Genomic DNA, 21495 nt, shown 5'->3' with positions numbered 1-21495 from the left:
GCCACTCTGGCGGGGCTTTTCTATATCCGGGAATCGGTCGAGTGAGGCGGGCAGTGCCGGTCACTCGCCATAGAGGGTGATCTGCAGCACGTTGGCGATGGCGCTGCCGTTCCAGTGGTACTCCAGATGGCGGGGCTGATGAACGCGGTTGACCAGGCGCGGGCGATAGAGCAGGTAGCAATCGTGGCCGCTGTGGCGCACCGAGCGGTAACAGATGCCGTCCACATCCAGGGCTTTCTGCTCGCGGGCGAAGGCCTGGGAATATCCGTAGTCGGTCGCATGGTAGAGCGGTGTGGCGAGAAAGGCTTCGCCGGTAATGTCAACCAGGCTGGCGCTGAACTCGGCATGGATCACCCGCATCTGCACCTTCTGGGCGGGTTCACGGGTGTAGCCGAAGACGCGCTCCTGGTGGTAGACCGTCTCCTTGATGGCGGTGTCGAGGCTGGGGGCGCAGTAATAACCGCCGAAATCGCCGGTGGTGAAGCGGGCCCCCTCCGGATTGAGGTGGGTGAAGGCGGCCATCACATGGCTGCCACCAGCCAAGCCCACCAGCCAGTCCGCTTTCGGCACCCGCGTCAGCTCGCCGGCCTCTTCCTTCAGCCTGTCGTTGGTCAGTGCCTCGATGGCCCAGACCGCCTCCAGTTCGTCGGCGTTGGCCACGTCCTCATAGAGGCAGATGGTGGGGTAGCGGCTCGGGATGATCCGGTAGGCTGACTCGTCCTTGAATGCACGCTGCGGGGGAGTCTGCATCAGGCTATGCCTCCGCGCCAGGCGTGCAGGCGGATAGCGACCTCATAGAGATCGGCCACGCGGCCACCCTGCATCACCTCCATGGCGCTGCGGCCGGCGAAGAAGGGGTGACTGTTGGACTTGCGCACCCAGCCATAGATGCTCTCGTCCGCGCTGAACAGCACCCGCAGGCTCTTGTGAATGTTGAGCAGGTAGCTCATTCGCTCCTGCAGATCCGCACTCAGTCTGATCCCGCCGTGGGACTCCTTGTACTTGTTCAAAGTTGAACGCGAAGAGATGCCGAGCAGTCGCAACTGTTCATCTGTGTTGCACTGCCATTTGTCCAGGATGCGAAACACCACCGGCAGCGCCTTGCTGGGATCAATGGCGCAATCTTGCCGTTGAAGGTGTGCGGTTGCGACCATGTCAGGCTCCTTGTTGGATTGAGCGTGTGTTCTGTTGCCAAGAAGGCGATCTGTTATCAGTGTACAAGGATTGTTCACATATATACAGGGTGTCGACAAATGGTACATGTGTGAACGTTTGATGCATCAGGGAGATGATCACCGCGCAGGCGGACCCCTTTATATCGATGGCATATACCGATGGCATAGAAAAAGCCCCGCCAACTGGGTTGGCGGGGCTTTTGCGCTTTTGCTATTGGGACATGCAATACCGGCTCTGGCTTAGAGCGCGGGCAGCAGCCCCATGCTGACGCTTATCTGCACACCGACGATCAGCACGCCCATGGCGCCGGCAAGGCCCAGGGCCAGCACGCCACCCGGGGCGCGGTAGTGGTGCGCCTCGGCCCGCTTGCGGCTCTGCCACACCAGGGCCACCGGCAGCAGCACCGCCAGCACTGCCAGCGCGATGGCGGCGTAGCCGAGCGCCATGATGAAGCCCTGCGGGAAGTAGAGGGCAAACAGCAGGGGCGGCACGAAGGTGATGAGGCCGGTCTGGGTGCGGCCCTGCCAGTTGTCCTTGCGATGGGTCACCTTGGCCATGAAGTCGAACAGTCCCAGCGTCACCCCGAGGAAGGAGGTGGCCAGCGCCAGATCGGCGAACAGGTGCATCGCCTGGTTGAAGGCGGGCCAGCTCACCAGATTGCCGACGTTGGCCAGCAGGCTGTCCAGCGCCCCGCCGGTCTGGATCAGAGATTGCTGACCGAGCAGCCCCAGGATGGCGATTTGCCACAGCACGTAGAGGATGAGCGGCAGGGCGGAGCCCCACACGAAGACCCGGCGCAGCTGCTTGGGGCAGTCCCCCAGGTAGAGCATCACGCTCGGGATGGAGCCGTGAAAACCGAACGAGGTGAAGATGACCGGCAGGCCTGCCAGCAACAAGCCCTGACCGAGCGGCATGGAGAGCAGGTGCTGCCCCTCGGCGCGCGGCAGCAGTAGCCCGAGGACGGCCACCATGATCACCAGCTTGACGGTGAACATCAGTCGGTTGAGGTAATCCACCTGTTTGGTGCCGACGCAGACCATGCCGCCAAACAGCAGGGTAAAGGCCCAGGCCGCCTGCTCCTGGCTGAGGGGCAGGCCGGCATCGGCCAGCGCCTGGGCCAGCAGGCTGCTGCCGCCGCTGATGTAGGCGGAGGCCAGCGAGTAGAACAGCATCAGGATGCAGAAGGAGGCAATGCGCTTGCCCCAGGGGCCGAGGAGGTGATCCGCCAGCTGGTGCAGGTACCACTTGCCGGTGTTGAGGCTGGCTTCCACCTGCAGCATGGCGGTAAAGGCCATCAGGCCCCAGAGGCCGATCATCAGCAGCAGGGTGGCGGGCCCGCCAAGGGAGGAGGAGGCCAGCGGCAGGGCCAGCATGCCGGCGCCTATGGTGGTGCCGGCAATCAACAGGGTACATCCCAGGGTTTTGGTATTCATGGTGTCCATCCGAATCGAGAAACTGCGCCGTGCGCAGCAGGCATATGAGGTGTTGGCAAGGCGCCTCCGGGGTCGAGACCGGAGGCTAGCAATATCGGAGTGAACCCATCGTTACGAAAAATCCGCTGGTTGTAAAAGATGGTTGCCAACTTAGCGAATTAAAATGTTGGATACAAGCGTGTAAAGGCGGATTTTGTACTGGGTGGGCAGAATAAGTGGAAATAAAAGATGACAGGAGTGCGCTTTGACTGGTGAAAAAACGCGCCGCTGCGAACCTGGTCGCAGCGGCGCGCGATGCAGAGAGGATTAGCGGCGGCGCTTGAGGGTACGGCTCACATAGTGCAGCCCGCACTGATATTCACCGCCAATCGCCTTGAGGGCCAGCTCCAGCGCCTGGCTGGCGAGGGCATCGTGTTGCTGGGGCAGGGAGTTGATGCCGAAGGGGAGAAAATCGAGCAGGCGATCGTCGCCGAAGGTGGCCATGGCCAGCCGGCTCATGTCGGTCTCCTGTTCCAGCAGATAGTCGAGCACCCCCTCCATCAGGATGTAGGAGGTGGCTACCAGTGCCTGGGGCAGCTGGCCGAGCTGCTGATGCAGCGTCTTGATCAGGCGGTAGCCCTCGGCGCGGGAGAAGTGGGCCCCTTCACACAGATGGCAAGCCGTGCTGTGGCTGGCGACGGCCTGCTCGAAGCCCGCTTTGCGTTCCCGGCTGATCGTGAGCGCCGGCAGCGCGGTGATCAGGGCGATGTGCTTGATTGCCGGCGAGAGCAGGGAGGCGGTGAGATCGCAGCTTGCCTTCTGGTTTTCGCTGGCCACGGTGACGAACTTGTCGGCCGCCATGGCCCGGTCGATGGCGAGCACCTGGATGCCGCGCGTCTGCAGGCCGAGGTAGAAGGGATCTTCGGGTGGCAGGCAACTGGCCACCAGCAAGGCATCCACGTGGCGGCTGGCCAGCATCTCGGCCAGTTCTTTTTCGGTGGCGGGGTCATCTTCCGAGCAGACGATCAGCAGCTGATAACCCTGTACCCGCGCCCCTTGCTCCAGCCGTTTGGCGAGCTTGGCGTAACTGGCGTTCTCCAGGTCGGGCAGGATGAAGCCCAGGGTCTTGGTCTGGCCACCGCGCAGGGAGGCGGCGCGGCTGTCCGGCTGGTAGTTGTGGGCGGTGACCACCGCCATCACCTTGTCGCGGGTGGCCTGGCTGATGCGGTATTGGTCGGCCTTGCCATTGATCACATAGCTGGCCGTGGTGCGCGAGACACCGGCGAGGGCGGCGATTTCATCCAGTTTCATCATGTTGGCTCTGTTTGAGTTGCAAGGCCCACGGGCACTGCCTGGTGAGGGCACCGAAAAGTGTGCGCGGGATCATATCATTGAAAAGCACTCTTTGTGGGTACTTGATCAATTCGCTGAAACGATTCAGTCTGAGTGTAAGTGAAACGATTCAGCTTGTCAGCAGACAATCGATGGCCGGGCATAAAAACCGGGTATGACCCGCGAAGGGATGCAATCCGGTCTATTGTCAGCAGGCGAGTGGCACGAATGGTTATGTTTGATGAGCCGGTACGGTCAGGCCGCCCGGCACCTGATGGAGAATCTCTATGTTGAAGTTGGCGCGACAGCAGATCCTGCTGGGGCAGTCGGTGGCGACCAAGGCCGAAGCCATTGCCCTGTTGGCAGGCAAACTGACCGAAGCCGGTCTGGTGGAAGCGGGATATGTAGATGGCATGCTGGCGCGTGAAGCGCAGCACGCCACCTATCTTGGCAGCGGCATCGCCATTCCCCACGGCACCACCGACACCCGGCATCTGGTGAAGAACACCGGCGTCATGGTGGCCCAGTTCCCGCAGGGGATCGAGTGGGACGAGGGGCAGATCGCCTACGTCGCCATCGGCATCGCCGCCAAGTCCGACGAGCATCTGGGCATTTTGCGCCAGCTCACCCACGTGCTGGGTGATGAGCAGGCGGCGGCGCAATTGAAAGAGGCCACCGATGCCGACACCATCATCAATATCCTGACCGGTGCGACGGCGCCCAAAGAGGTGCAGTTCCTGGCCCTGGCCGACTTCCCGGCCGACGATCGCGACCAGCTGCTGCTGGGCGCAGCCGCCCGCGTCAAATCCGCCGGCTGGGGCGATGCCGCCATGGTGAGCGCCCTGCTGGCAAGTGAACCCGCCTACCTGGGCGAGGGCATCTGGCTGGCCCGGGCACAAGCAGCCCAGACCGGCTGGGTGCTGGCAACGCCTAGCACTGCACTGAACGCAGGGGAGCAACCGGTCAGCGCCCTGCTGCTGCTGTGCGCTGCAGATAGCGGCCATCTGGCGCAGCTCGACAACCTGGCCAAACTGGCGGCTGCCGGTCAGCTGGCTACGCTGGCAGGGGGCGAGGGGCTGGCCATGCTGCAAGCGGGGCCCGCGAGCGGTCTTTCCGATACCTTCACCATCATCAACCCCCATGGGTTGCACGCCCGTCCGGGCGCCATGCTGGTCAAGGTGGCCAAAGAGTATGAATCCGATATTCGCGTGGCGAATCTGGATGGCAGCGGCGAGGCGGTCTCCGCCAAGAGCCTGATGAAGGTGATTGGCCTTGGCGTCAAGTGCGGGCACCGTCTGGCGTTTCGCGTCGAAGGCCCGGATGCCGAAGCGGCGCTCAAGGGCATCGGTGCCGCCATTGCGGCCGGGCTGGGCGAGGGGGCGCACTGATGGACATAGTGACCATCACCCTCAATCCGGCGCTCGATCTCACCACCCGTCTCGAGGCGATGAGCCTGGGCGAGGTGAACCTGGTGAGCGAGGCCAACCTGCGTGCGGCGGGCAAGGGGATCAACGTCGCCATGGTGCTCAAGGACTTGGGCCGCGAGGTGGGCGTCACCGGCTGGCTTGGCGCCGATAACCAGCAGAGCTTCGTCTCCCTGTTCGAGGAGCGTGCTCTGGCCGATCACTTCGTGCGCGTGGCGGGCAGCACCCGCATCAACGTCAAGATCTCCGAGCAATCCGGCCGGGTCACCGATCTCAACCTGCCGGGGCTCACCATCCACCAAGGGGAAGTGAGTGCCATCGAGCAGGCCATAGACCAACTGGCAGCGCGCGCCGACTGGTTCGTGCTGGCGGGCAGCCTGCCCAAAGGGGTGGCCCCCGATTACTGCGCCCATCTGATCCGCCTGCTCAAGGCCAGAGGCAAGCAGGTGATCTTCGATTGCAGCGGCGCGGCCTTAAGCGAAGGGATCAAGGCGGCGCCGACCCTGGTCAAACCCAATCTGGAAGAGCTGAGCCAGTGGGCGGGCCGCCCCATCAAGACTTTGAGTGAGCAGGCCGAGTGTGCCCGCGCGCTGCAGGCCAGCGGGATCCCCAACGTGGTGATCTCCAACGGCGCCGATGGCCTCATCTGGTTTGCACCGGATGCCGTCTGGCAGGCGATTCCGCCGCGCATGCAGGTGGTCAGCACGGTGGGTGCCGGCGATTCCCTGGTGGCCGGTCTCGCCCATGGTCTCAGCCTTGGCTGGACGCCGGAGCAGACCCTGCGGCTGGCTACCGCCGTCTCGGCACTGGCGGTCAGCCAGGTGGCGGTCGGCTTTAGCGATATCAGTGTGCTCAACCCCTTGCTTGAACAGGTGCGCGTACAGCGTCTGGATGCGCTGGCACCGGTTCAATGCCATACCCCCTCAATGGAAAACTCAGGAGATGCCCAATGAAAGCAATCTTGGTTACGGCTTGCCCGGCGGGCATTGCCACCAGCTTTCTCGCTGCAAAACGGATAGAACAGCAGGCCAAACTGGCTGGCTGGGAGCTTACCCTCGACGTCGGCTCCAGCGTGCAGCCTCGCCAGGTCCCGAGCAAGGAGCAGATTGCCGCCGCCGACCTGGTGCTGGTTGTTGCCAGCGCTCCGGTGGATCTCGCCGCCTATGACGGCAAGCGGGTCTATCAGGGCAGCATGGATCTCGCCCTGCAGGATCCGGCCGCCTTGCTGGAAGCCGCCGCCAGCGGCGCCAGCGTCTATCGCCATCAAGCCGCTCCCGCCGCAGCTAAACCCGCCGCAGCTGGCAAGCGTATTGTGGCGGTGACAGCGTGCCCGACCGGGGTGGCCCACACCTTCATGTCGGCAGAAGCGCTGGAGACCATGGCCAAACAGCTGGGTCATCAGATCCGCGTCGAGACCCAGGGTTCGGTCGGTGCCCAGAATGCCCTGACTGCCGAGGAGATTGCAGCCGCCGATCTGGTGTTCCTCGCCACCGATATCGAGGTGGACATGGCCCGTTTCGACGGCAAGCCGGTCTATCGCACCAGCACGGGGGCGGCGCTCAAGAAAACCCGTGCCGAGCTCGACAAGGCGTGGAGCGAGGCGAAAACCTATCGCCACAGCGGCGCCAGCCAGCCCAAGAAAGAAGAGAAGGCAGGCCCCTACAAGCATCTGTTGACCGGTGTCTCCTTCATGCTGCCGATGGTGGTGGCGGGTGGCCTTATCATCGCGCTCTCGTTCGTGTTCGGGATCGAGGCATTCAAGGTGGAAGGCACTCTGGCCGCGGCTCTGATGAAGATCGGTGGCGGCTCCGCCTTCGCCCTGATGATCCCGGTGCTGGCCGGCTACATTGCCTACTCCATCGCTGACCGCCCGGGCCTCGCCCCCGGCATGATCGGCGGCATGCTGGCAAGCTCGCTGGGCGCCGGTTTCCTTGGCGGTATCGTGGCCGGTTTCCTGGCCGGTTACAGCGCCAAATACCTGAGTGACAAGGTGCGCCTGCCGGTGACCCTGGAAGCGCTCAAGCCGATCCTGATCATTCCGCTGTTTGCCAGCCTGTTTACCGGCCTGGTGATGATCTACGTCGTGGGTGGCCCGGTGGCCGGCATCATGAATGCCATGACCACCTTCCTCAACAACATGGGCTCCGCCAACGCCGTGCTGCTGGGTGTGATCATCGGCGCCATGATGTGCTTCGACATGGGTGGCCCGGTCAACAAGGCGGCTTACGCTTTCGGGGTCGGCCTGCTGGCCTCCAAAACCTACGCCCCCATGGCTGCCGTGATGGCCGCCGGCATGGTGCCGGCACTGGGGATGGGGATCGCCACCTTCCTGGCCCGCACCAAGTTCATCAAGGCGGAGCAGGAAGCAGGTAAAGCCTCCTTCGTGCTGGGTCTGTGCTTCATCTCCGAGGGGGCCATTCCGTTTGCCGCCAAGGATCCGATGCGGGTCATCCCGGCCTGTATGGTGGGTGGTGCTCTGACCGGTGCGCTCTCCATGCTGTTTGGTTGCGAGCTGATGGCGCCCCACGGCGGTCTGTTCGTGCTGTTCATCCCGCACGCCATCAGCAACGTCATGATGTATATCGTGGCGATTGCGGCAGGCTCGCTGCTGACCGGTGTCTCCTACGCCATGCTCAAGCGCGGTGAAGAGCAGGCCAAACTGGCCACGGCATAATCCGCTAACCAGCGATACGCCATACAAGAGAGCGGCCTTTGGGCCGCTTTTTTATTGCCCACATTTATTGTTCAAGAAAGTGACGAGGGTAGGGCAACCTGGCTTGTGGTTAATGGATTAACCCTCTAGCGTGGGACACCGAAGGGCGCCGACGCGCCTGTCGATAACCCGATCCCCAGGAGCAGATGATGATCCCCATGATCCCCCCCATTCTTGACTTTGCGACCGGTAGACTCGCTGGCGCCGAGCTGGTGGAAAAGAGCACCACCCTGGCCGACCTGCAGGGCCTCTTTGTTGACCCGCATGCCGAGGCGGCGCTCCCGTCAGAGACACGGCTCTATCGGGTTGCCATGTTGCCTGGCCATGGCGGCGAGGGGGATCTCAACATGGGGGTCACCTATCTGGAGGCGGGCCGGGTTGGCCAGGAGTTCTTCATGACCCGCGGTCATCTCCATGCTCGCGCCGAGCAGGCGGAATACTACTTCGGGTTGTGCGGGCAGGGGGTGTTGCTGCTGCAGGATATGGCCGGTGTCTGCCGGCTGGAGCGGGTCTTTGCCGGCAGCGTGCACCATATCCCAGGCCATGTGGCCCATCGACTCATCAATACCGGCGAGACGCAGCTCTCGGCGCTGGCGGTCTGGCCCGCCGTCGCCGGCCACGATTACGGTGCGCTGGGAGCGCGCGGCTTTGACCTGCGGGTGCTGGCCGGGGAGGATGGCACGCCCCGCATTGTCACTTCTGCTGGGCAAGCCACTTGAAACCGCGCGTGCGGCGGCCCGCTAGGGGCTGCCGCAGGATTGGCGCACCACCAGGGTGGGGGGCAGTATGATGCTCTTGGCGGGTTCGTCGTTGCCGGCCATCCGCTCAAGCAGCAGCTCGCCGGCTTTTCGGCCGATCTCCCGCGACGCCACCGAGACGGTGGTGAGGGGCGGGTCCACCAGCGCCGTCTCCGGCAGATCGTCAAAGCCCACCAGTGCAAAGTCCTGACCGATGACCCGCCCCAACTTGCGCAGCGCCAGAATGGCGCCGAGTGCCACCACGTCCTGATAGCAGACCGCCGCCGTCACCTCGGGATGTTGTTCCAGCAGCGCCGTGATGGCGCGGGTGCCTTCCACCCGGCTGGCGCCGCAGCCGATGATCCACTCCGGCCTTGGGGAGATGCCGTGTTCGAGCAACTTGCTCATGTAGCCGCCGAGGCGCTGAGAACGACTGATGGAGGCAGGATTGCCCCCGACAAAGGCGATGTGGCGGTGGCCCAGCTTCAGCAGGTGTTCGGTTGCCAGCTGGCAGCCCAGAAAGTTGTCGGTGCCGACGAAGTCGATCGCCACGTCCGGCACCGGTCGCACGATCAGGATGGTGGGCATGCGGCGGCGTTGCAGGCTCTCGAAGAAGCTGCGGGGAGTGGTCTGGGTGGCGCAGATCACCATGCCGGCGGCGTTGTTGCGCTGCAGCGAGTCGGTGAACTGCTGCTGCCGGGTGGCCGACTCCTCGCTGTTGGCCAGAAACAGCATCAGATCGTGATGCTCCATCTCCCGGCTCAGGCCCGCCGTCATCTCCGCATAGAAGGGGTTGGTGATGTCGTGTAGCAACAGACCAACCTGGTTGCTGCTCTTGTTGCGCAGGTTGGCGGCGGTCTGGTTGTAGACATAGCCGAGCTCGTCGATGGCCCTGAGTACCCGCTGGCGGGTGTGCTCGGAGATGCGCCCCTTGTTGCGCAGGGTCATGGAGACGGTGGCAGTCGACACCCCCAGATGGCGGGCGATGTCGGCAACGGTCACATTGCTCATGGGATGGATCCTGTCAGGGAGTAGGTTTCAAAGGTATATCGATTAACCTTTGCTTGTTAACTTGCCATGATGAAATTGCTGTCATGATCACATATTTCGCCCATGCTGGCGATCAAATACACCATTTTATGAGGTTAATCTTGTTTATCAGGTTGTGGTTAACAGGTTAATCGATTTATCTCTTTCGTAGGTGTCAACGAGAGAGCAAGCCAATGATTCATTCGAGTTACGTCTCCAACTACGACAAATTCCCGGAAGTGGTGGTCACCGGCCATGAGGGCGCCGCCTGCGCCGGCTGGCACGAAATAGCCCGGCGACTGCAGGCCGCGGCAGACGGGCAAGGTGGGGCAAGGGTGGTGCTGGTGATCGACTGCTATCACGGCGTGGATCAGGACGAGCTGCGTAGCCAGCTGCTGGCGAGGCTTGGGCCTCACACGCTCATCGAGGTGGAGCAGGCCCGCCTGCCGGAATCAAAAGTGCTGGCGATGCTGGAACGCTTCATCACCGACGACCGGGTCTTTGGCGTGCTGGCCCCCCACAAGATGGTGGAGTTTTTTGACCCGGCCGCGCTGGCGCGCCTGCAGCGGCAGGTCGCAGAGATAACCCGTGGCCTGGTGGTGGTGATGGGCAGCGGCGCCTCGCTGGTGGCGAGAGGGGATGTGCGGGTCTATGCCGATCTCGCCCGCTGGGAAATCCAGCAGCGACTGCGGCGCAAGGAGCTGGGCAACTGGGGGGCCGGCAATGAGGAGGAGGACATACTGCGCCGCTACAAGCGCGCCTTCTTCATCGAGTGGCGGGTGTTTGACCGCCATAAACTGGCCCAGCTGCCCACCATCGATTTCCTGCTCGACACCAACACCCGAGGCAAGCCGACCCTGGTGACGGGGCAGGCGTTGCTGGCGGGGTTGCATCAGGCGGCGCGCCAGCCGTTTCGGGTGGTGCCCTTCTTCGACCCCGGGGTCTGGGGCGGGCAGTGGATGAAGCAGGTGTGCGATCTGGACCCGGCCCAGCCCAACTATGCCTGGTGCTTTGATTGCGTACCGGAAGAGAACAGCCTCTACCTGCGCATTGGCGAGGTGCGGGTGGAGATCCCGTCGCAAAACCTGGTGCTGTGCCAGCCCAGCGCCCTGCTTGGGGAGCGGGTACACGCCCGCTTTGGCGCCGAGTTCCCGATCCGGTTCGATTTTCTCGACACGGTGGGGGGGCAGCCGCTCAGCCTGCAGGTGCATCCGCTGACCGAATACATCCAGCAGGAGTTCGGCATGCACTACACCCAGGACGAGAGCTACTACCTGCTCGATGCCAAGCCGGGCTCTTGCGTCTATCTCGGTACCCGCACCGGCATCGACCCGCAGGCGATGCTGGCGGATCTGGCCGCCGCCCAGCGCGGCGAGAAGCCCTTCGATGATGAGCGCTTCATCAACCGCTTCCCGGCCCGCCAGCACGATCATTTTTTGATCCCGGCCGGGACCATCCACTGCTCGGGGGAGGGAGCCATGGTGCTCGAGATCAGCGCCACCCCCTACATCTTCACCTTCAAGCTGTGGGACTGGGGCCGGGTCGGGCTCGACGGTATCCCGCGCCCCATCCATCTGGCGCATGGCAGCAAGGTGATCCAGTGGGAGCGCGACACCGACTGGACCCGCGAACATCTGGTCAATCGCATCGAGCCCATTGCCGAGGGGCCGGGCTGGCGCGAGGAGCGCACCGGGCTGCACGAGCGGGAATTCATCGAGACTCGTCGCCACTGGTTCAGCGTGCCGGTGGAGCACGACACCGGTGGTACCGTGCAGGTACTCAATCTGATTGAGGGACGAGAGGCGACGGTGGAGAGTCCCGACCATGCGTTCGCACCGTTTGTGGTGCACTACGCCGAGACCTTCATCGTCCCAGCCTCGGTAGGGCGTTATCGCATCCGCCCGAGCGGCGAGAGTGAAGGGGCGACCATCGCCACCATCAAGGCCTATGTGAGGGGGTAACCAAGATGCTGAGGATCCTTATCGCAACCCATGGTTCACTGGCGCCGGCCCTGCTGGCCAGCGCCAGCATGGTCTACGGCGAGCTGCCCGCGGTGGCGATCGTCTCCCTCACCGAAGAGGGGGGGATCGAGGCCTTTCGCTCCGAGTTTGCACAGACCCTGCGCCGCCATGGCGCGGGGGCTGACGGGGTGCTGGTGCTGTGCGACATGGAGTGCGGCACCCCCTACAACGTGGCGTGCCGCTGCGCGTTTGACCCCGAATGGCCACAGCCGCTGGCGGTGGTGACCGGAGTCAACTTCCCCATGCTGCTGATGAGCGCCGAGCTGCTGGATGCCGTGGATGTGCATGAGGCGGCCCGCCAGTTGCTGGCCCAGGCGCTGGAATCCATGGTGATCGCGGCCCCGGCGGTTGCGCACCAGCAAGATGACAACTTCTAGGAGAGCGAGATGGCGATTTCATTTGTACGCATTGACGATCGGGTGATCCATGGCCAGCTGGTGACGCGCTGGGCCAGAGAGCTGCCCTGCGACGGCATCGTCGCGATTGATGACGAGGTGGCGGCCGATCCGCTGCTCTCCCAGGTGATGATCGGCGCTGTGCCGGACACCAAGGTGTGGTTGTTCGATGTGGCGACGGCCATTGCCAAGCTGCCCAAGGTGATCGCCAGTGACAAGCGCTACTTCGTGATCGGCAAGTCGCCGGTTACCCTGCAGCGGCTCTGCGCCGCCGGCATCTCTCTTGAGAACCACAATGGCAAGATCAACGTCGGGCCCATGAGTGCCCGCGAGCAGACCACCACCATAGGCCCCAACCAGTCGGTGACGGCGCAGGAGATCGCCGCCTTTGACTATCTGGCCGGCCTTGGCCACGAGATTGACTTTCGGCTGGTGCCGGACGCCAGCCACTACAGCTGGGCGGATGCCCAGAAAAAGCTGAAATAGGGAGCAGACATCATGTTTCTGGAAGCAACACTCATCGGGATACTCTGTTATCTCGGTGCCCTCAGCAGCCCCTGGCTGCTGGGATTGACCGGGGGCTGGTACACCATCACCCGCCCGCTGGTCTCGGGCATGCTGGTGGGGGCCATCCTCGGTGATATCCAGACCGGGATCCTCATCGGGGTGGCGGTGCAGGCGGTCTATATCGCCATGGTGACGCCGGGCGGCTCCATGCCGGCGGATCTCAACTTCGTCGCCTTTCCGGCCATTGCGCTGGGCATACTGTCGGGCAAGGAGCCGTCGGTAGCGGTGGCCATTGCCGCCACCATCGGCATCGCCGGCACCATCCTCTTCAACTTCATGATGGTGCTCAACTCCTACTGGAACCACAGGGCCGACGTGGCGCTGGAGCAGGGGGATGAGCAGGGGGTCTATCTCAACAGCGCCATCTTCCCGCAGGCCAGCAACTTCGTGCTGCGCTTCGTGCCCACCTTCATCGCCGTCTATTTTGGCAACCAGTACATCGAAGGCTTCATGAACAGCCTGCCGGAGCTGGTGATCCGCACCATGACGGTGGTGGGCGGCATACTGCCGGCGGTCGGCATCGCCATCCTGCTCAAGCAGATCATCAAGCAGAGCAGCATGCTGATCTACTTCCTGGTGGGCTTTGTCGGCATCGTCTTTCTCAAGCTCAACATGGTGGGGCTGGTGATGATCGGCGCCCTGCTCGCGCTCATCCACTACAACTACAAGCCGGAGCCGCGCCCTGCACCGGCTGCCCGTGCTGCCACCCAGACCGACGATGAGGATGAATTCTGATGGACGCACAGCTGCAAGCGGGCCAGCCGGTGAACAAGGCGCCGGTGGCCCTCACTCTCAAGGATCTGCGTGCCTGCTGGCGCGCCTGGATGATGTACAACCTCTCCTCCATGAGCTTCGAGCGGCTCGAATCCTTCGGCTTCTGCCTTGGCATGATGCCGGCGCTCAAGAAGCTCTATCCCGGCAAGGCGGAGCGGACGGAGGCGATGAAGCGTCATGCCTCCTTCTACAACACCGAGCCTCAGCTTGGCGCCATCATCAACGGATTGGCGGTAGGGCTGGAGGAGAAGCGGGCCAACGGCGAGCGGATCGATGGCGAGACCATCAACACCCTGAAAGTGGGGTTGATGGGGCCCATCGCCGGGATCGGGGATTCCATGATCCCGGGCATGCTGGTGCCCATTCTGCTCAGCATCGGCATGGCGCTGGCTGCCGGTGGCAGCGTGCTGGGGCCGCTCTTTTACATCATCAGCTTCAACGCCATCGTCATCACCGGCTCCTACATGCTGTTCATGAAGGGTTACCGGATGGGAACCGGCTCGGTGGAGGCGCTGGTGAGCTCGGAGTCGGTCAAGCTGCGCGAGGCGCTCTCCCTGCTCGGGATCTTCGTGATGGGCGGGGTGGCGGCCAGTTACGTCAATCTCTCCACCGGGCTCGATTTCGTCACCTCGGACGGGGTCAACATCCAGCTGCAGGCCATGCTGGACGGCATCTTTCCCAAACTGATGCCGCTGCTGGTGGTGCTGGGCACCTGGTATCTGATGGCCAGACGCAACGTCTCGCCGGTCAAGGCCATGCTGGGGCTGCTGGTCGTGGCCTTTGTCGGGGTCGCCGTCGGGCTGTTCTAGGCCGTTCAAGAGTTGAGGTGAGCACAGACAGGGGAGAGCAGGGCTCTCCCTTTTTATGGGCTGGGTTGGCTGAAGAGGTGCTGAGATGCATGACGAGATAAGAGAGGCGGCGCAGCGTTGTCGACGCTGGCTGCTGGAGGAGGCGCTGCCTCACTGGGGGGCAAGCGGCTTTGATTGGGCGCGGGGGCTGTTTGCCGAAGGGCTGGATGGCGCAGGCGCGCCGCTCTGGCAGCCCATTCGTTTTCGGGTGCAGAGTCGCCAGATCTATGTGTTCAGCCACGCCGCCCTGCTCGGCTGGTATGAGGGGGGCGAGCTGGCAGAGCGCTGCGCCAGGTTCGGCATGAGGCACTTTGATGATGGCACCGGCAACCAGCTGTTTTCCCTCAATGCGGATGATTCGCCTGCCGACAGTGCGGTGTGTTGCTACGAATACGCCTTTGCCCTGCTGGCCGAGTGCTGGCTCTACCGTTTGAGCGGCGAGCCGCGCTGGCAGCAGCAGGCCGAGTCGCGCTATCAGGCCATCGAACTGCTCTTTGCCGATCCCCTGTACGGCGGGTTTCACTCTCGCTTTCCGCCAAGCGCGCTGCGCAGTCAAAACCCCCATATGCATCTGTTCGAAGCGCTGCTGGTGGCAGCGGAGAGCTTTGATGAGCCGCGCTGGCAGGGACGCACCCATCGACTTTACCAGCTGTTTCGCCAGCGTTTTCTGGAGCCCGCCTTGCTGCGGGAGTTCTTCGATGAGCGGCTTCTCCCGACCCATCCCGATTCGCACCTGATCGACCCGGGTCATCACTACGAGTGGTGCTGGCTGCTGGCCCGCTATCGGACATTGGCGCAAGGGTGGAAGTGTGGGCCGAGTGAGCGCGAGATAGGTGAGGGGATCGCGATTCTGACCCGCTTTGCCGCCGCTCACGGCCACGGACCGACCGGGCTGGTGCTGGATGAACTCACCGATGACGGGCGGCCTTATCGGGCGACCAGCCGGCTCTGGTGTCAGACCGAGCAGCTCAAGGCGCTGCTGGCAGCCTACGAGCGGCGAGGGGAGGCTGAGATTGCGCACCGGATTGGTGCCGTGGTGGGGCGGATCTTTGACTATTACCTGATGCCGGCGCTGCCGGGTCAGTGGCTAGATCAGGTGGATGTGATGGGGGCGCCGTTGGCCGGCCATGCACCGGCCAGCACCTTCTATCACCTGTTCGTGGCGTTCAGCGAGCTGGTGCGGGTGGCGCAAAGGGAGGGGTAAAAAGGGATAAAAGAAGGGCTGGGTTTAAAAATCCCAGCCAGGTTGCTCTGGCTGCTCGGGTTGGGCTCCCTCCAGCGACTTGCGGCGGGCAGCTTCCACCCGCGCCTTGCGACCCCGGCACAGGCGCATCACCTCTTGCTGCTGGGCATGGCTCATGGTGAGCCAGTTGAAGCGTTCCTCGCGGCTGCGCAGGCACCCCTTGCAGTAGCCCTTGTTGTTCACTTCGCAGACCCCGATGCAGGGGCTCTGCAGCGGGAAGATTTCGAGCTGTTCCATCCATGGCCTCTCACACCCTGTTACCTTGTTATAACCCAGAAGATCCCCTTTGGAGAAATCCGCCGTCCCAGGCCTGAAGGCGTTTGCTTTCCCCCTGCAAATTTGGCATCTTCCCCGCCGAACATAACCCTTGGTGTTATATGAGGACATATGAATAAACACGCTTACTGGCTGACCGCCGCAGTGCTGGGGTTGGCCGGTTGTGCGGGCAACTCTGAACAAGCCCAGGTGCCCAAAAACAAACCCGATGCCAGATGTTTTCTCAACTGCGAGGTGCCGGAAAATCTGGGCAAGCAGTATCTGGACGGTCCCCTGCCTGATGATCTGGTGCGAGTGGAGCGGGTCAACAGCCGACAGCGCGCCGACTACAGCAAGTTCGGCCCCCAGAGCCGGCTGGTGCTGGAGCGCTCCGGCAAGATGACCCGTCGCTACGGCGAGCTTTACCATCAACTCTCCCGCTGGGTGGCCAATGGCGGCGATCCCGCTCAGATCACCCGTTACGGCATCAGCCTGGCCCAGCTGGGCGGCTCGGATCGGATGGGCAACGTGCTGTTCACCGGCTACTACTCGCCGGTGCTGGAGGTGCGTCACCGCCCGGATGCCAAGTACAAGTACCCCATCTATGCCATGCCTAAATGCGGCGGGCGCTGCCCGAGCCGGGCCCAGATCCACCAGGGGGCCCTGGCCAACCGCGGGCTGGAGCTGGGCTACAGCAAATCCCTCATCGACAACTTCCTGATGGACGTGCAGGGCTCGGGCTTCGTTCACTATGGTGACGACGATCGGCTGCAATATCTGGGTTACAGCGGCAAGAACGGTCACGGTTACGTCAGCATTGGCCGGGTACTGATCGATCGTGGCGAAGTGCCCAAGGAGCAGATGTCCATGAAGGCCATCAAGGAGTGGGCCAACCGTCAGCCGGAGGAGAGCGTCAAGGAGCTGGTGGAGCAGAACCCCTCCTATGTCTTCTTCGAGCGTCGCCCCACCAACGACGTGATCGGGGCCGCCGGCATTCCGCTGCTGCCGATGGCGGCGGTGGCCGCCGACAAGACCCTGCTGCCGATGGGCACACCGATCCTGGCGGAAGTGCCGCTGCTGGACAAAGAGGGCAACTGGACCGGCAAGCATCAGCTGCGGCTGTTGATCGCGCTGGATGTGGGTGGTGCGGTGAAGAAGGGCCACCTCGATCTTTACCACGGCATGGGCGAGAAGGCCGGTGTCGCGGCCGGTCACTACAAGCACTTCGGCCGGGTCTGGAAGCTGGGTCTGCACCATGGGCCGACCGCCGCGCCCTGGCTGTAAGGCCCTGTGGGGGCGGGTGGTGCATCAGCCGCCCGCCCACCAGGCATAGAGATGGATGTAAAAAAGCCGCCGGAGCAATCCGGCGGCTTTTTGTTTGCTGACGTGAACCTGAGGGGGCTCAGCGCTTCTTGATGTCCAGCCGGATGGCACCCACCGGTTTGCAGCAGCAGGGCAGGCATTCTCCCTCTGAGACAAAGGCGAGCGGCACGGCGGCATAGTGCACCTTGCCTGCCAGCAGCGGGGTGCGGCAAGCGCCGCAATAGCCGCTGCGGCACTGGAACTCCACGTGATGACCGTGGCGCTCCAGGGTCTCCAGCACGCTCTCGCCGGGATGGGCGTGCAGCACGCCATCCTGGGTATGCACCCGTGGCGAGCCTGCGTCGCTCTGGGCGGGAGCCGCGTGCGGGGCAGGGGTCAGCGTGCCGGTGGCGTCACTCACAGCTCGAAATCACCCAGGTCTTCGGCATTCACTTCGCTGTCGATCTGACCCACCAGGTAGGAGCTCACTTCCACTTCCTGCGGGGCGACCTGTACGTTGTCGGACGACAGCCAGGTGTTGATCCAGGGGATAGGGTTCTGCTTGGCCCCGGCAAAGGCTGGCTGCAGACCCACCGCATTCATGCGCAGGTTGGTGATGTACTCCACGTACTGGCAGAGGATGTCCTTGTTCAGGCCGATCATGGAGCCGTCCTGGAACAGGTACTCGGCCCACTCCTTCTCCTGGATGGCGGCTTCCTTGAACAGCTCGAAGCAGGCCTGCTCGCACTCGGCGGCAATCTCGGCCATCTCGGGGTCGTCCTGGCCGCTGCGCATCAGGTTCAGCATGTGCTGGGTCCCGGTCAGGTGCAGCGCTTCGTCGCGGGCGATCATCTTGATGATCTTGGCATTGCCCTCCATCAGCTCGCGCTCGGCGAAGGCGAAGGAGCAGGCGAAGCTGACGTAGAAGCGGATCGCTTCCAGCGCGTTGACGCTCATCAGGCACAGATAGAGTTTCTTTTTCAGCTCGCGCAAGGTGATGGTCACGTCACGACCGGCCACCCGGTGGGTGCCTTCACCGTGCAGGTTGTAGAGCGCGGTCGCCTCGATCAGATCGTCGTAGAAGTGGCTGATGGAGCCGGCGCGCTTCAGGATCTGCTCGTTGGTGACGATGTCGTCGAACACCTGAGCGGGGGTGTTGACGATGTTGCGGATGATGTGGGTGTAGGAGCGAGAGTGAATGGTCTCCGAGAAGGCCCAGGTCTCGATCCAGGTTTCCAGCTCCGGGATGGAGACCAGCGGCAGCAGCGCCACGTTGGGGCTGCGACCCTGGATGGAATCCAGTAGGGTCTGGTACTTCAGGTTGGAGATGAAGATGTGTTGCTCGTGGGGCGGCAGGGCCTGGAAGTCGATGCGGTCGTGGGAGACGTCCACCTCTTCCGGGCGCCAGAAGAAGGAGAGCTGCTTTTCGATCAGCCGTTCGAACACTTCGTGTTTTTGCTGGTCATAACGGGCCACGTTGACCGATTGGCCGAAAAACATCGGCTCCTTGAGCTGGTCGTTTTGGGTCTGGCAGAACGTTGAATAGGCCATGGTGATTTGAATGTCTTGAATAAGGGGAAACAGGAGGGCGGGAGCTTCATGCTCCCGCCCGGTTCATCAGATCTTGCAGGCGCCGCCGGCACAACCGTCATCTTGCAGATCGGTCTGGGCATCGTCCGCACCATCACGGGTGTTGTGATAGTAGAGGGTCTTGAGGCCGTATTTGTAGGCGGTCAGCAAGTCCTTCAGCAGCTGCTTCATCGGTACCTTGTTGCCTTCGAAACGGGCGGGATCATAGTTGGTGTTGGCGGAGATCGCCTGATCCACAAACTTCTGCATGATACCGACCAGCTGCAGGTAACCATCGACGCTCGGTTGCTTCCAGAGCAGTTCGTATTGATCTTTCAGGCGGTCATATTCGGGCACCACCTGCTTGAGGATGCCGTCCTTGGAGGCCTTGACCGACACCAGGCCGCGCGGCGGCTCGATGCCGTTGGTGGCGTTGGAGATCTGGCTGGAGGTCTCGCTCGGCATCAGGGCGGTCAGGGTGGAGTTGCGCAGACCCACGGTGCGGATCTCTTCGCGCAAGGCTTCCCAGTCCAGGTGCAGCGGCTCGTTGCACAGGTTGTCCAGATCCTTTTTATAGGTATCGATGGGCAGGATCCCCTGGGCATAGGTGGTCTCGTTGAAGGCCGGGCAGGGACCGAACTCGCGGGCCAGCTGCACGGAGGCCTTCAACAGGTAGTACTGGATCGCCTCGAAGGTGCGGTGGGTCAGCGCCAGACCGGAACCGTCGGAGTAGCGGGCACCGTTCTTCGCCAGGTAGTAGGCGTAGTTGATGACGCCGATCCCCAGGGTACGGCGGTTCATGCTGCCCTTCATCGCGGCCTTGAGCGGGTAGTCCTGATAGTCGAGCAGGGCATCCAGAGCGCGCACGGCGAGATCGGCCATCTCTTCCAGATCTTCCAGCTTCTCGATGGCACCCAGGTTGAAGGCAGACAGGGTGCAAAGTGCGATCTCGCCCTCTTCGTCATCCACGTTGTTGAGCGGCTTGGTGGGCAGCGCAATCTCGAGGCAGAGGTTGGACTGGCGTACCGGCGCCACGCTCGGATCGAACGGGCTGTGGGTGTTGCAGTGGTCCACGTTCTGGATGTAGATGCGACCGGTACCGGCGCGCTCCTGCATCATCAGGGAGAAGAGATCGACCGCCTTGAGGGTCTTCTTGCGAATGCTCGGATCCTGCTCGTACTTGACGTAGAGCGCTTCAAACTTGTCCTGATCCGCGAAGAAAGCATCGTACAGGCCAGGTGCATCGGACGGGGAGAACAATGTGATGTCGCCGCCCTTGATGAGGCGCTGATACATCAGCTTGTTGATCTGCACGCCGTAGTCCATGTGACGGACCCGGTTCTCTTCCACGCCGCGGTTGTTCTTCAGTACCAGCAGGCTCTCCACTTCGGTGTGCCACAGCGGGTAGAACAGGGTGGCCGCACCGCCGCGCACGCCGCCCTGGGAGCAGCACTTCACGGCAGTCTGGAAGTATTTGTAGAAGGGGATGCAACCGGTGTGGAAGGCTTCGCCGCCACGGATCGGGCTGCCCAGACCACGGATGCGGCCGGCGTTGATGCCGATGCCGGCGCGCTGGGAGACATAACGCACGATGGCACTGGCGGTAGCATTGATGGAATCCAGGCTGTCGTCGCACTCGATCAGCACGCAGGAGCTGAACTGACGGGTCGGGGTGCGCACGCCGCTCATGATCGGGGTCGGCAGCGAGATCTTGAAGGTCGAGACCGCATCATAGAAGCGCTTGATGTAGTCCAGACGGGTATCTTTCGGATACTTGGAGAAGAGGCAGGCCGCTACCAGGATGTAGAGGAACTGCGGGCTCTCGTAAATTTCGCCGGTGACGCGGTTCTGGACCAGGTACTTGCCTTCCAGCTGCTTGACCGCCGCGTAGGAGAAGTCCATGTCGCGCCAGTGATCCAGGTGCTGGTTCAGCTCCTCGAATTCGGCTTGGCTGTAGTCTTCCAGCAGATGCTTGTCGTACTTGCCCATGTCCACCAGCTTGGCGACGTGCTGATAGAGGTGGGGCGGCTCGAACTGGCCGTAAGCCTTCTTGCGCAGGTGGAAGATGGCCAGGCGGGCGGCCATGTACTGGTAGTCCGGGCTTTGCTCGGAGATCAGGTCAGCAGCGGCCTTGATGACGGTTTCGTGGATATCGGCGGTACGGATGCCGTCATAGAACTGGATGTGGGACTTGAGTTCCACCTGGGAGACCGACACGTTGTCGAGACCCTCGGCAGCCCAGTCGAGCACGCGGTGAATTTTATCCAGATCGATGGGTTCTTTGTGGCCGTTACGCTTCGTCACAAACAAGTTCATTGGCTGATGACCTTTAGTTGATTCCCGAAAAACCATCGCACGGCGTTCGCCTCCAGGCCTGTGAGAGGCGTGGGAAGTGGGGACCTATTGTGCGATGAATCACAAGATATAGTGTTATTTTGATTTCGAGCTACAAGATAGTGAGGTCGGCCCGGCTTTGCAATCTGTGGATAAGGGATTAGCTGTGGATAAATTGTGGGTGTTCCGCTCTGTGTTAGTGGACGCTCACAGCGAGTGGGTTTTCATCCGTCCGATCCGGTAAATGCAAGTCTGATGATCGAACATGGAAAATTTAAATAACTTTTTTTGCTTGCGAAAAGGGGGTGTTTTTACTAGCAAATTCAGCCTGATTATCCCTTGTGCAGCAAGGGTCAAAAGGTGT

General features: G+C 62.5%; 20 protein-coding genes. 11 read left to right on the top strand and 9 right to left on the bottom strand.

Annotated elements, in window-relative coordinates; translation table 11 throughout:
- Window positions 1-60: 60 nt before the first annotated feature.
- The 4 genes from AHA_RS11885 to cra form a co-directional block, all read right to left on the bottom strand.
- Window positions 61-750, bottom strand: coding sequence for an RES family NAD+ phosphorylase (locus AHA_RS11885; protein ID WP_011706194.1), 690 nt, complete (start codon window positions 748-750; stop codon window positions 61-63).
- Complete coding sequence (locus AHA_RS11880) at window positions 750-1154, bottom strand: antitoxin Xre-like helix-turn-helix domain-containing protein (protein WP_011706193.1); 405 nt, start codon at window positions 1152-1154, stop codon at window positions 750-752. The genes AHA_RS11885 and AHA_RS11880 overlap by 1 nt, the downstream gene beginning before the upstream one ends.
- A gap of 261 nt (window positions 1155-1415) precedes the next feature.
- Complete coding sequence (locus AHA_RS11875; protein ID WP_011706192.1) at window positions 1416-2609, bottom strand: aromatic amino acid transport family protein; 1194 nt, start codon at window positions 2607-2609, stop codon at window positions 1416-1418.
- Window positions 2610-2915: 306 nt separating this feature from the next.
- Window positions 2916-3902: a catabolite repressor/activator gene (gene cra / locus AHA_RS11870; protein WP_017410145.1), complete on the bottom strand. Its 987-nt coding sequence runs from the start codon at window positions 3900-3902 to the stop codon at window positions 2916-2918.
- Window positions 3903-4207: 305 nt separating this feature from the next.
- Between cra and fruB the strand changes: the two genes are divergently transcribed.
- The 4 genes from fruB to AHA_RS11850 all read left to right on the top strand — a co-directional run bounded on the left by fruB (window position 4208) and on the right by AHA_RS11850 (window position 8776).
- Complete coding sequence (fruB, locus tag AHA_RS11865) at window positions 4208-5308, top strand: fused PTS fructose transporter subunit IIA/HPr protein (RefSeq protein WP_011706190.1); 1101 nt, start codon at window positions 4208-4210, stop codon at window positions 5306-5308.
- Window positions 5308-6297: a 1-phosphofructokinase gene (gene pfkB / locus AHA_RS11860; protein ID WP_011706189.1), complete on the top strand. Its 990-nt coding sequence runs from the start codon at window positions 5308-5310 to the stop codon at window positions 6295-6297. The genes fruB and pfkB overlap by 1 nt, the downstream gene beginning before the upstream one ends.
- Entirely contained in the window at window positions 6294-8018 is a 1725-nt protein-coding gene (fruA, locus tag AHA_RS11855; RefSeq protein ID WP_011706188.1) for a PTS fructose transporter subunit IIBC, read from the top strand. Before pfkB ends, fruA begins: the two co-directional genes overlap by 4 nt.
- A 188-nt stretch (window positions 8019-8206) precedes the next feature.
- Window positions 8207-8776, top strand: a complete 570-nt coding sequence (locus tag AHA_RS11850; protein WP_011706187.1) for a glucose-6-phosphate isomerase — start codon at window positions 8207-8209, stop codon at window positions 8774-8776.
- 21 nt (window positions 8777-8797) lie between these two features.
- Here AHA_RS11850 and AHA_RS11845 read toward each other — a convergent pair whose 3' ends face one another.
- Window positions 8798-9805, bottom strand: coding sequence for a LacI family DNA-binding transcriptional regulator (locus tag AHA_RS11845; RefSeq protein WP_016350646.1), 1008 nt, complete (start codon window positions 9803-9805; stop codon window positions 8798-8800).
- 212 nt (window positions 9806-10017) lie between these two features.
- Here AHA_RS11845 and AHA_RS11840 point away from each other — a divergent pair, with 212 nt between their 5' ends.
- From AHA_RS11840 to AHA_RS11815, 6 genes are all read left to right on the top strand, one after another.
- The gene (locus tag AHA_RS11840) at window positions 10018-11784 is read left to right on the top strand and encodes a class I mannose-6-phosphate isomerase (RefSeq protein ID WP_011706185.1); all 1767 of its coding nucleotides are present in this window, start codon (window positions 10018-10020) and stop codon (window positions 11782-11784) included.
- A gap of 5 nt (window positions 11785-11789) precedes the next feature.
- Complete coding sequence (locus tag AHA_RS11835) at window positions 11790-12221, top strand: PTS sugar transporter subunit IIA (RefSeq protein ID WP_011706184.1); 432 nt, start codon at window positions 11790-11792, stop codon at window positions 12219-12221.
- A 9-nt stretch (window positions 12222-12230) separates the two neighbouring features.
- Window positions 12231-12725, top strand: coding sequence for a PTS system mannose/fructose/N-acetylgalactosamine-transporter subunit IIB (locus AHA_RS11830; RefSeq protein WP_011706183.1), 495 nt, complete (start codon window positions 12231-12233; stop codon window positions 12723-12725).
- A 12-nt stretch (window positions 12726-12737) separates the two neighbouring features.
- On the top strand, window positions 12738-13541 hold the full coding sequence (locus tag AHA_RS11825) for a PTS mannose/fructose/sorbose/N-acetylgalactosamine transporter subunit IIC (protein WP_011706182.1): 804 nt from the start codon (window positions 12738-12740) through the stop codon (window positions 13539-13541).
- On the top strand, window positions 13541-14389 hold the full coding sequence (locus AHA_RS11820) for a PTS system mannose/fructose/sorbose family transporter subunit IID (RefSeq protein ID WP_011706181.1): 849 nt from the start codon (window positions 13541-13543) through the stop codon (window positions 14387-14389). Before AHA_RS11825 ends, AHA_RS11820 begins: the two co-directional genes overlap by 1 nt.
- Before the next feature lie 85 nt (window positions 14390-14474).
- A complete protein-coding gene (locus AHA_RS11815) occupies window positions 14475-15632 on the top strand; it encodes an AGE family epimerase/isomerase (protein WP_011706180.1) in 1158 nt (385 codons plus the stop codon).
- Between the two features lie 24 nt (window positions 15633-15656).
- On the opposite strand, the gene AHA_RS11810 is transcribed toward AHA_RS11815, so the two are convergent.
- Window positions 15657-15908, bottom strand: a complete 252-nt coding sequence (locus AHA_RS11810) for a DUF1289 domain-containing protein (RefSeq protein WP_011706179.1) — start codon at window positions 15906-15908, stop codon at window positions 15657-15659.
- Between the two features lie 150 nt (window positions 15909-16058).
- Between AHA_RS11810 and mltA the strand changes: the two genes are divergently transcribed.
- Entirely contained in the window at window positions 16059-17210 is a 1152-nt protein-coding gene (gene mltA / locus AHA_RS11805; protein ID WP_011706178.1) for a murein transglycosylase A, read from the top strand.
- Window positions 17211-17328: 118 nt separating this feature from the next.
- Here the strand turns inward: mltA and yfaE are convergent, their stop codons facing one another.
- From yfaE to nrdA, 3 genes are all read right to left on the bottom strand, one after another.
- On the bottom strand, window positions 17329-17649 hold the full coding sequence (yfaE, locus tag AHA_RS11800) for a class I ribonucleotide reductase maintenance protein YfaE (RefSeq protein WP_029300960.1): 321 nt from the start codon (window positions 17647-17649) through the stop codon (window positions 17329-17331).
- Complete coding sequence (gene nrdB / locus AHA_RS11795; RefSeq protein WP_011706176.1) at window positions 17646-18779, bottom strand: class Ia ribonucleoside-diphosphate reductase subunit beta; 1134 nt, start codon at window positions 18777-18779, stop codon at window positions 17646-17648. The genes yfaE and nrdB overlap by 4 nt, the downstream gene beginning before the upstream one ends.
- A 66-nt stretch (window positions 18780-18845) precedes the next feature.
- Window positions 18846-21113 (bottom strand): class 1a ribonucleoside-diphosphate reductase subunit alpha, encoded by a 2268-nt coding sequence (nrdA, locus tag AHA_RS11790; RefSeq protein WP_016350655.1) that lies wholly within the window; start codon window positions 21111-21113, stop codon window positions 18846-18848.
- Window positions 21114-21495: the final 382 nt, after the last annotated feature.

The sequence above is a fragment of the Aeromonas hydrophila subsp. hydrophila ATCC 7966 genome (genome assembly GCF_000014805.1).
Lineage (GTDB): Bacteria > Pseudomonadota > Gammaproteobacteria > Enterobacterales > Aeromonadaceae > Aeromonas > Aeromonas hydrophila.
The sequence above is the reverse complement of the archived record's forward strand: the minus strand, read 5'-3'. Positions and strand labels throughout refer to the sequence as shown.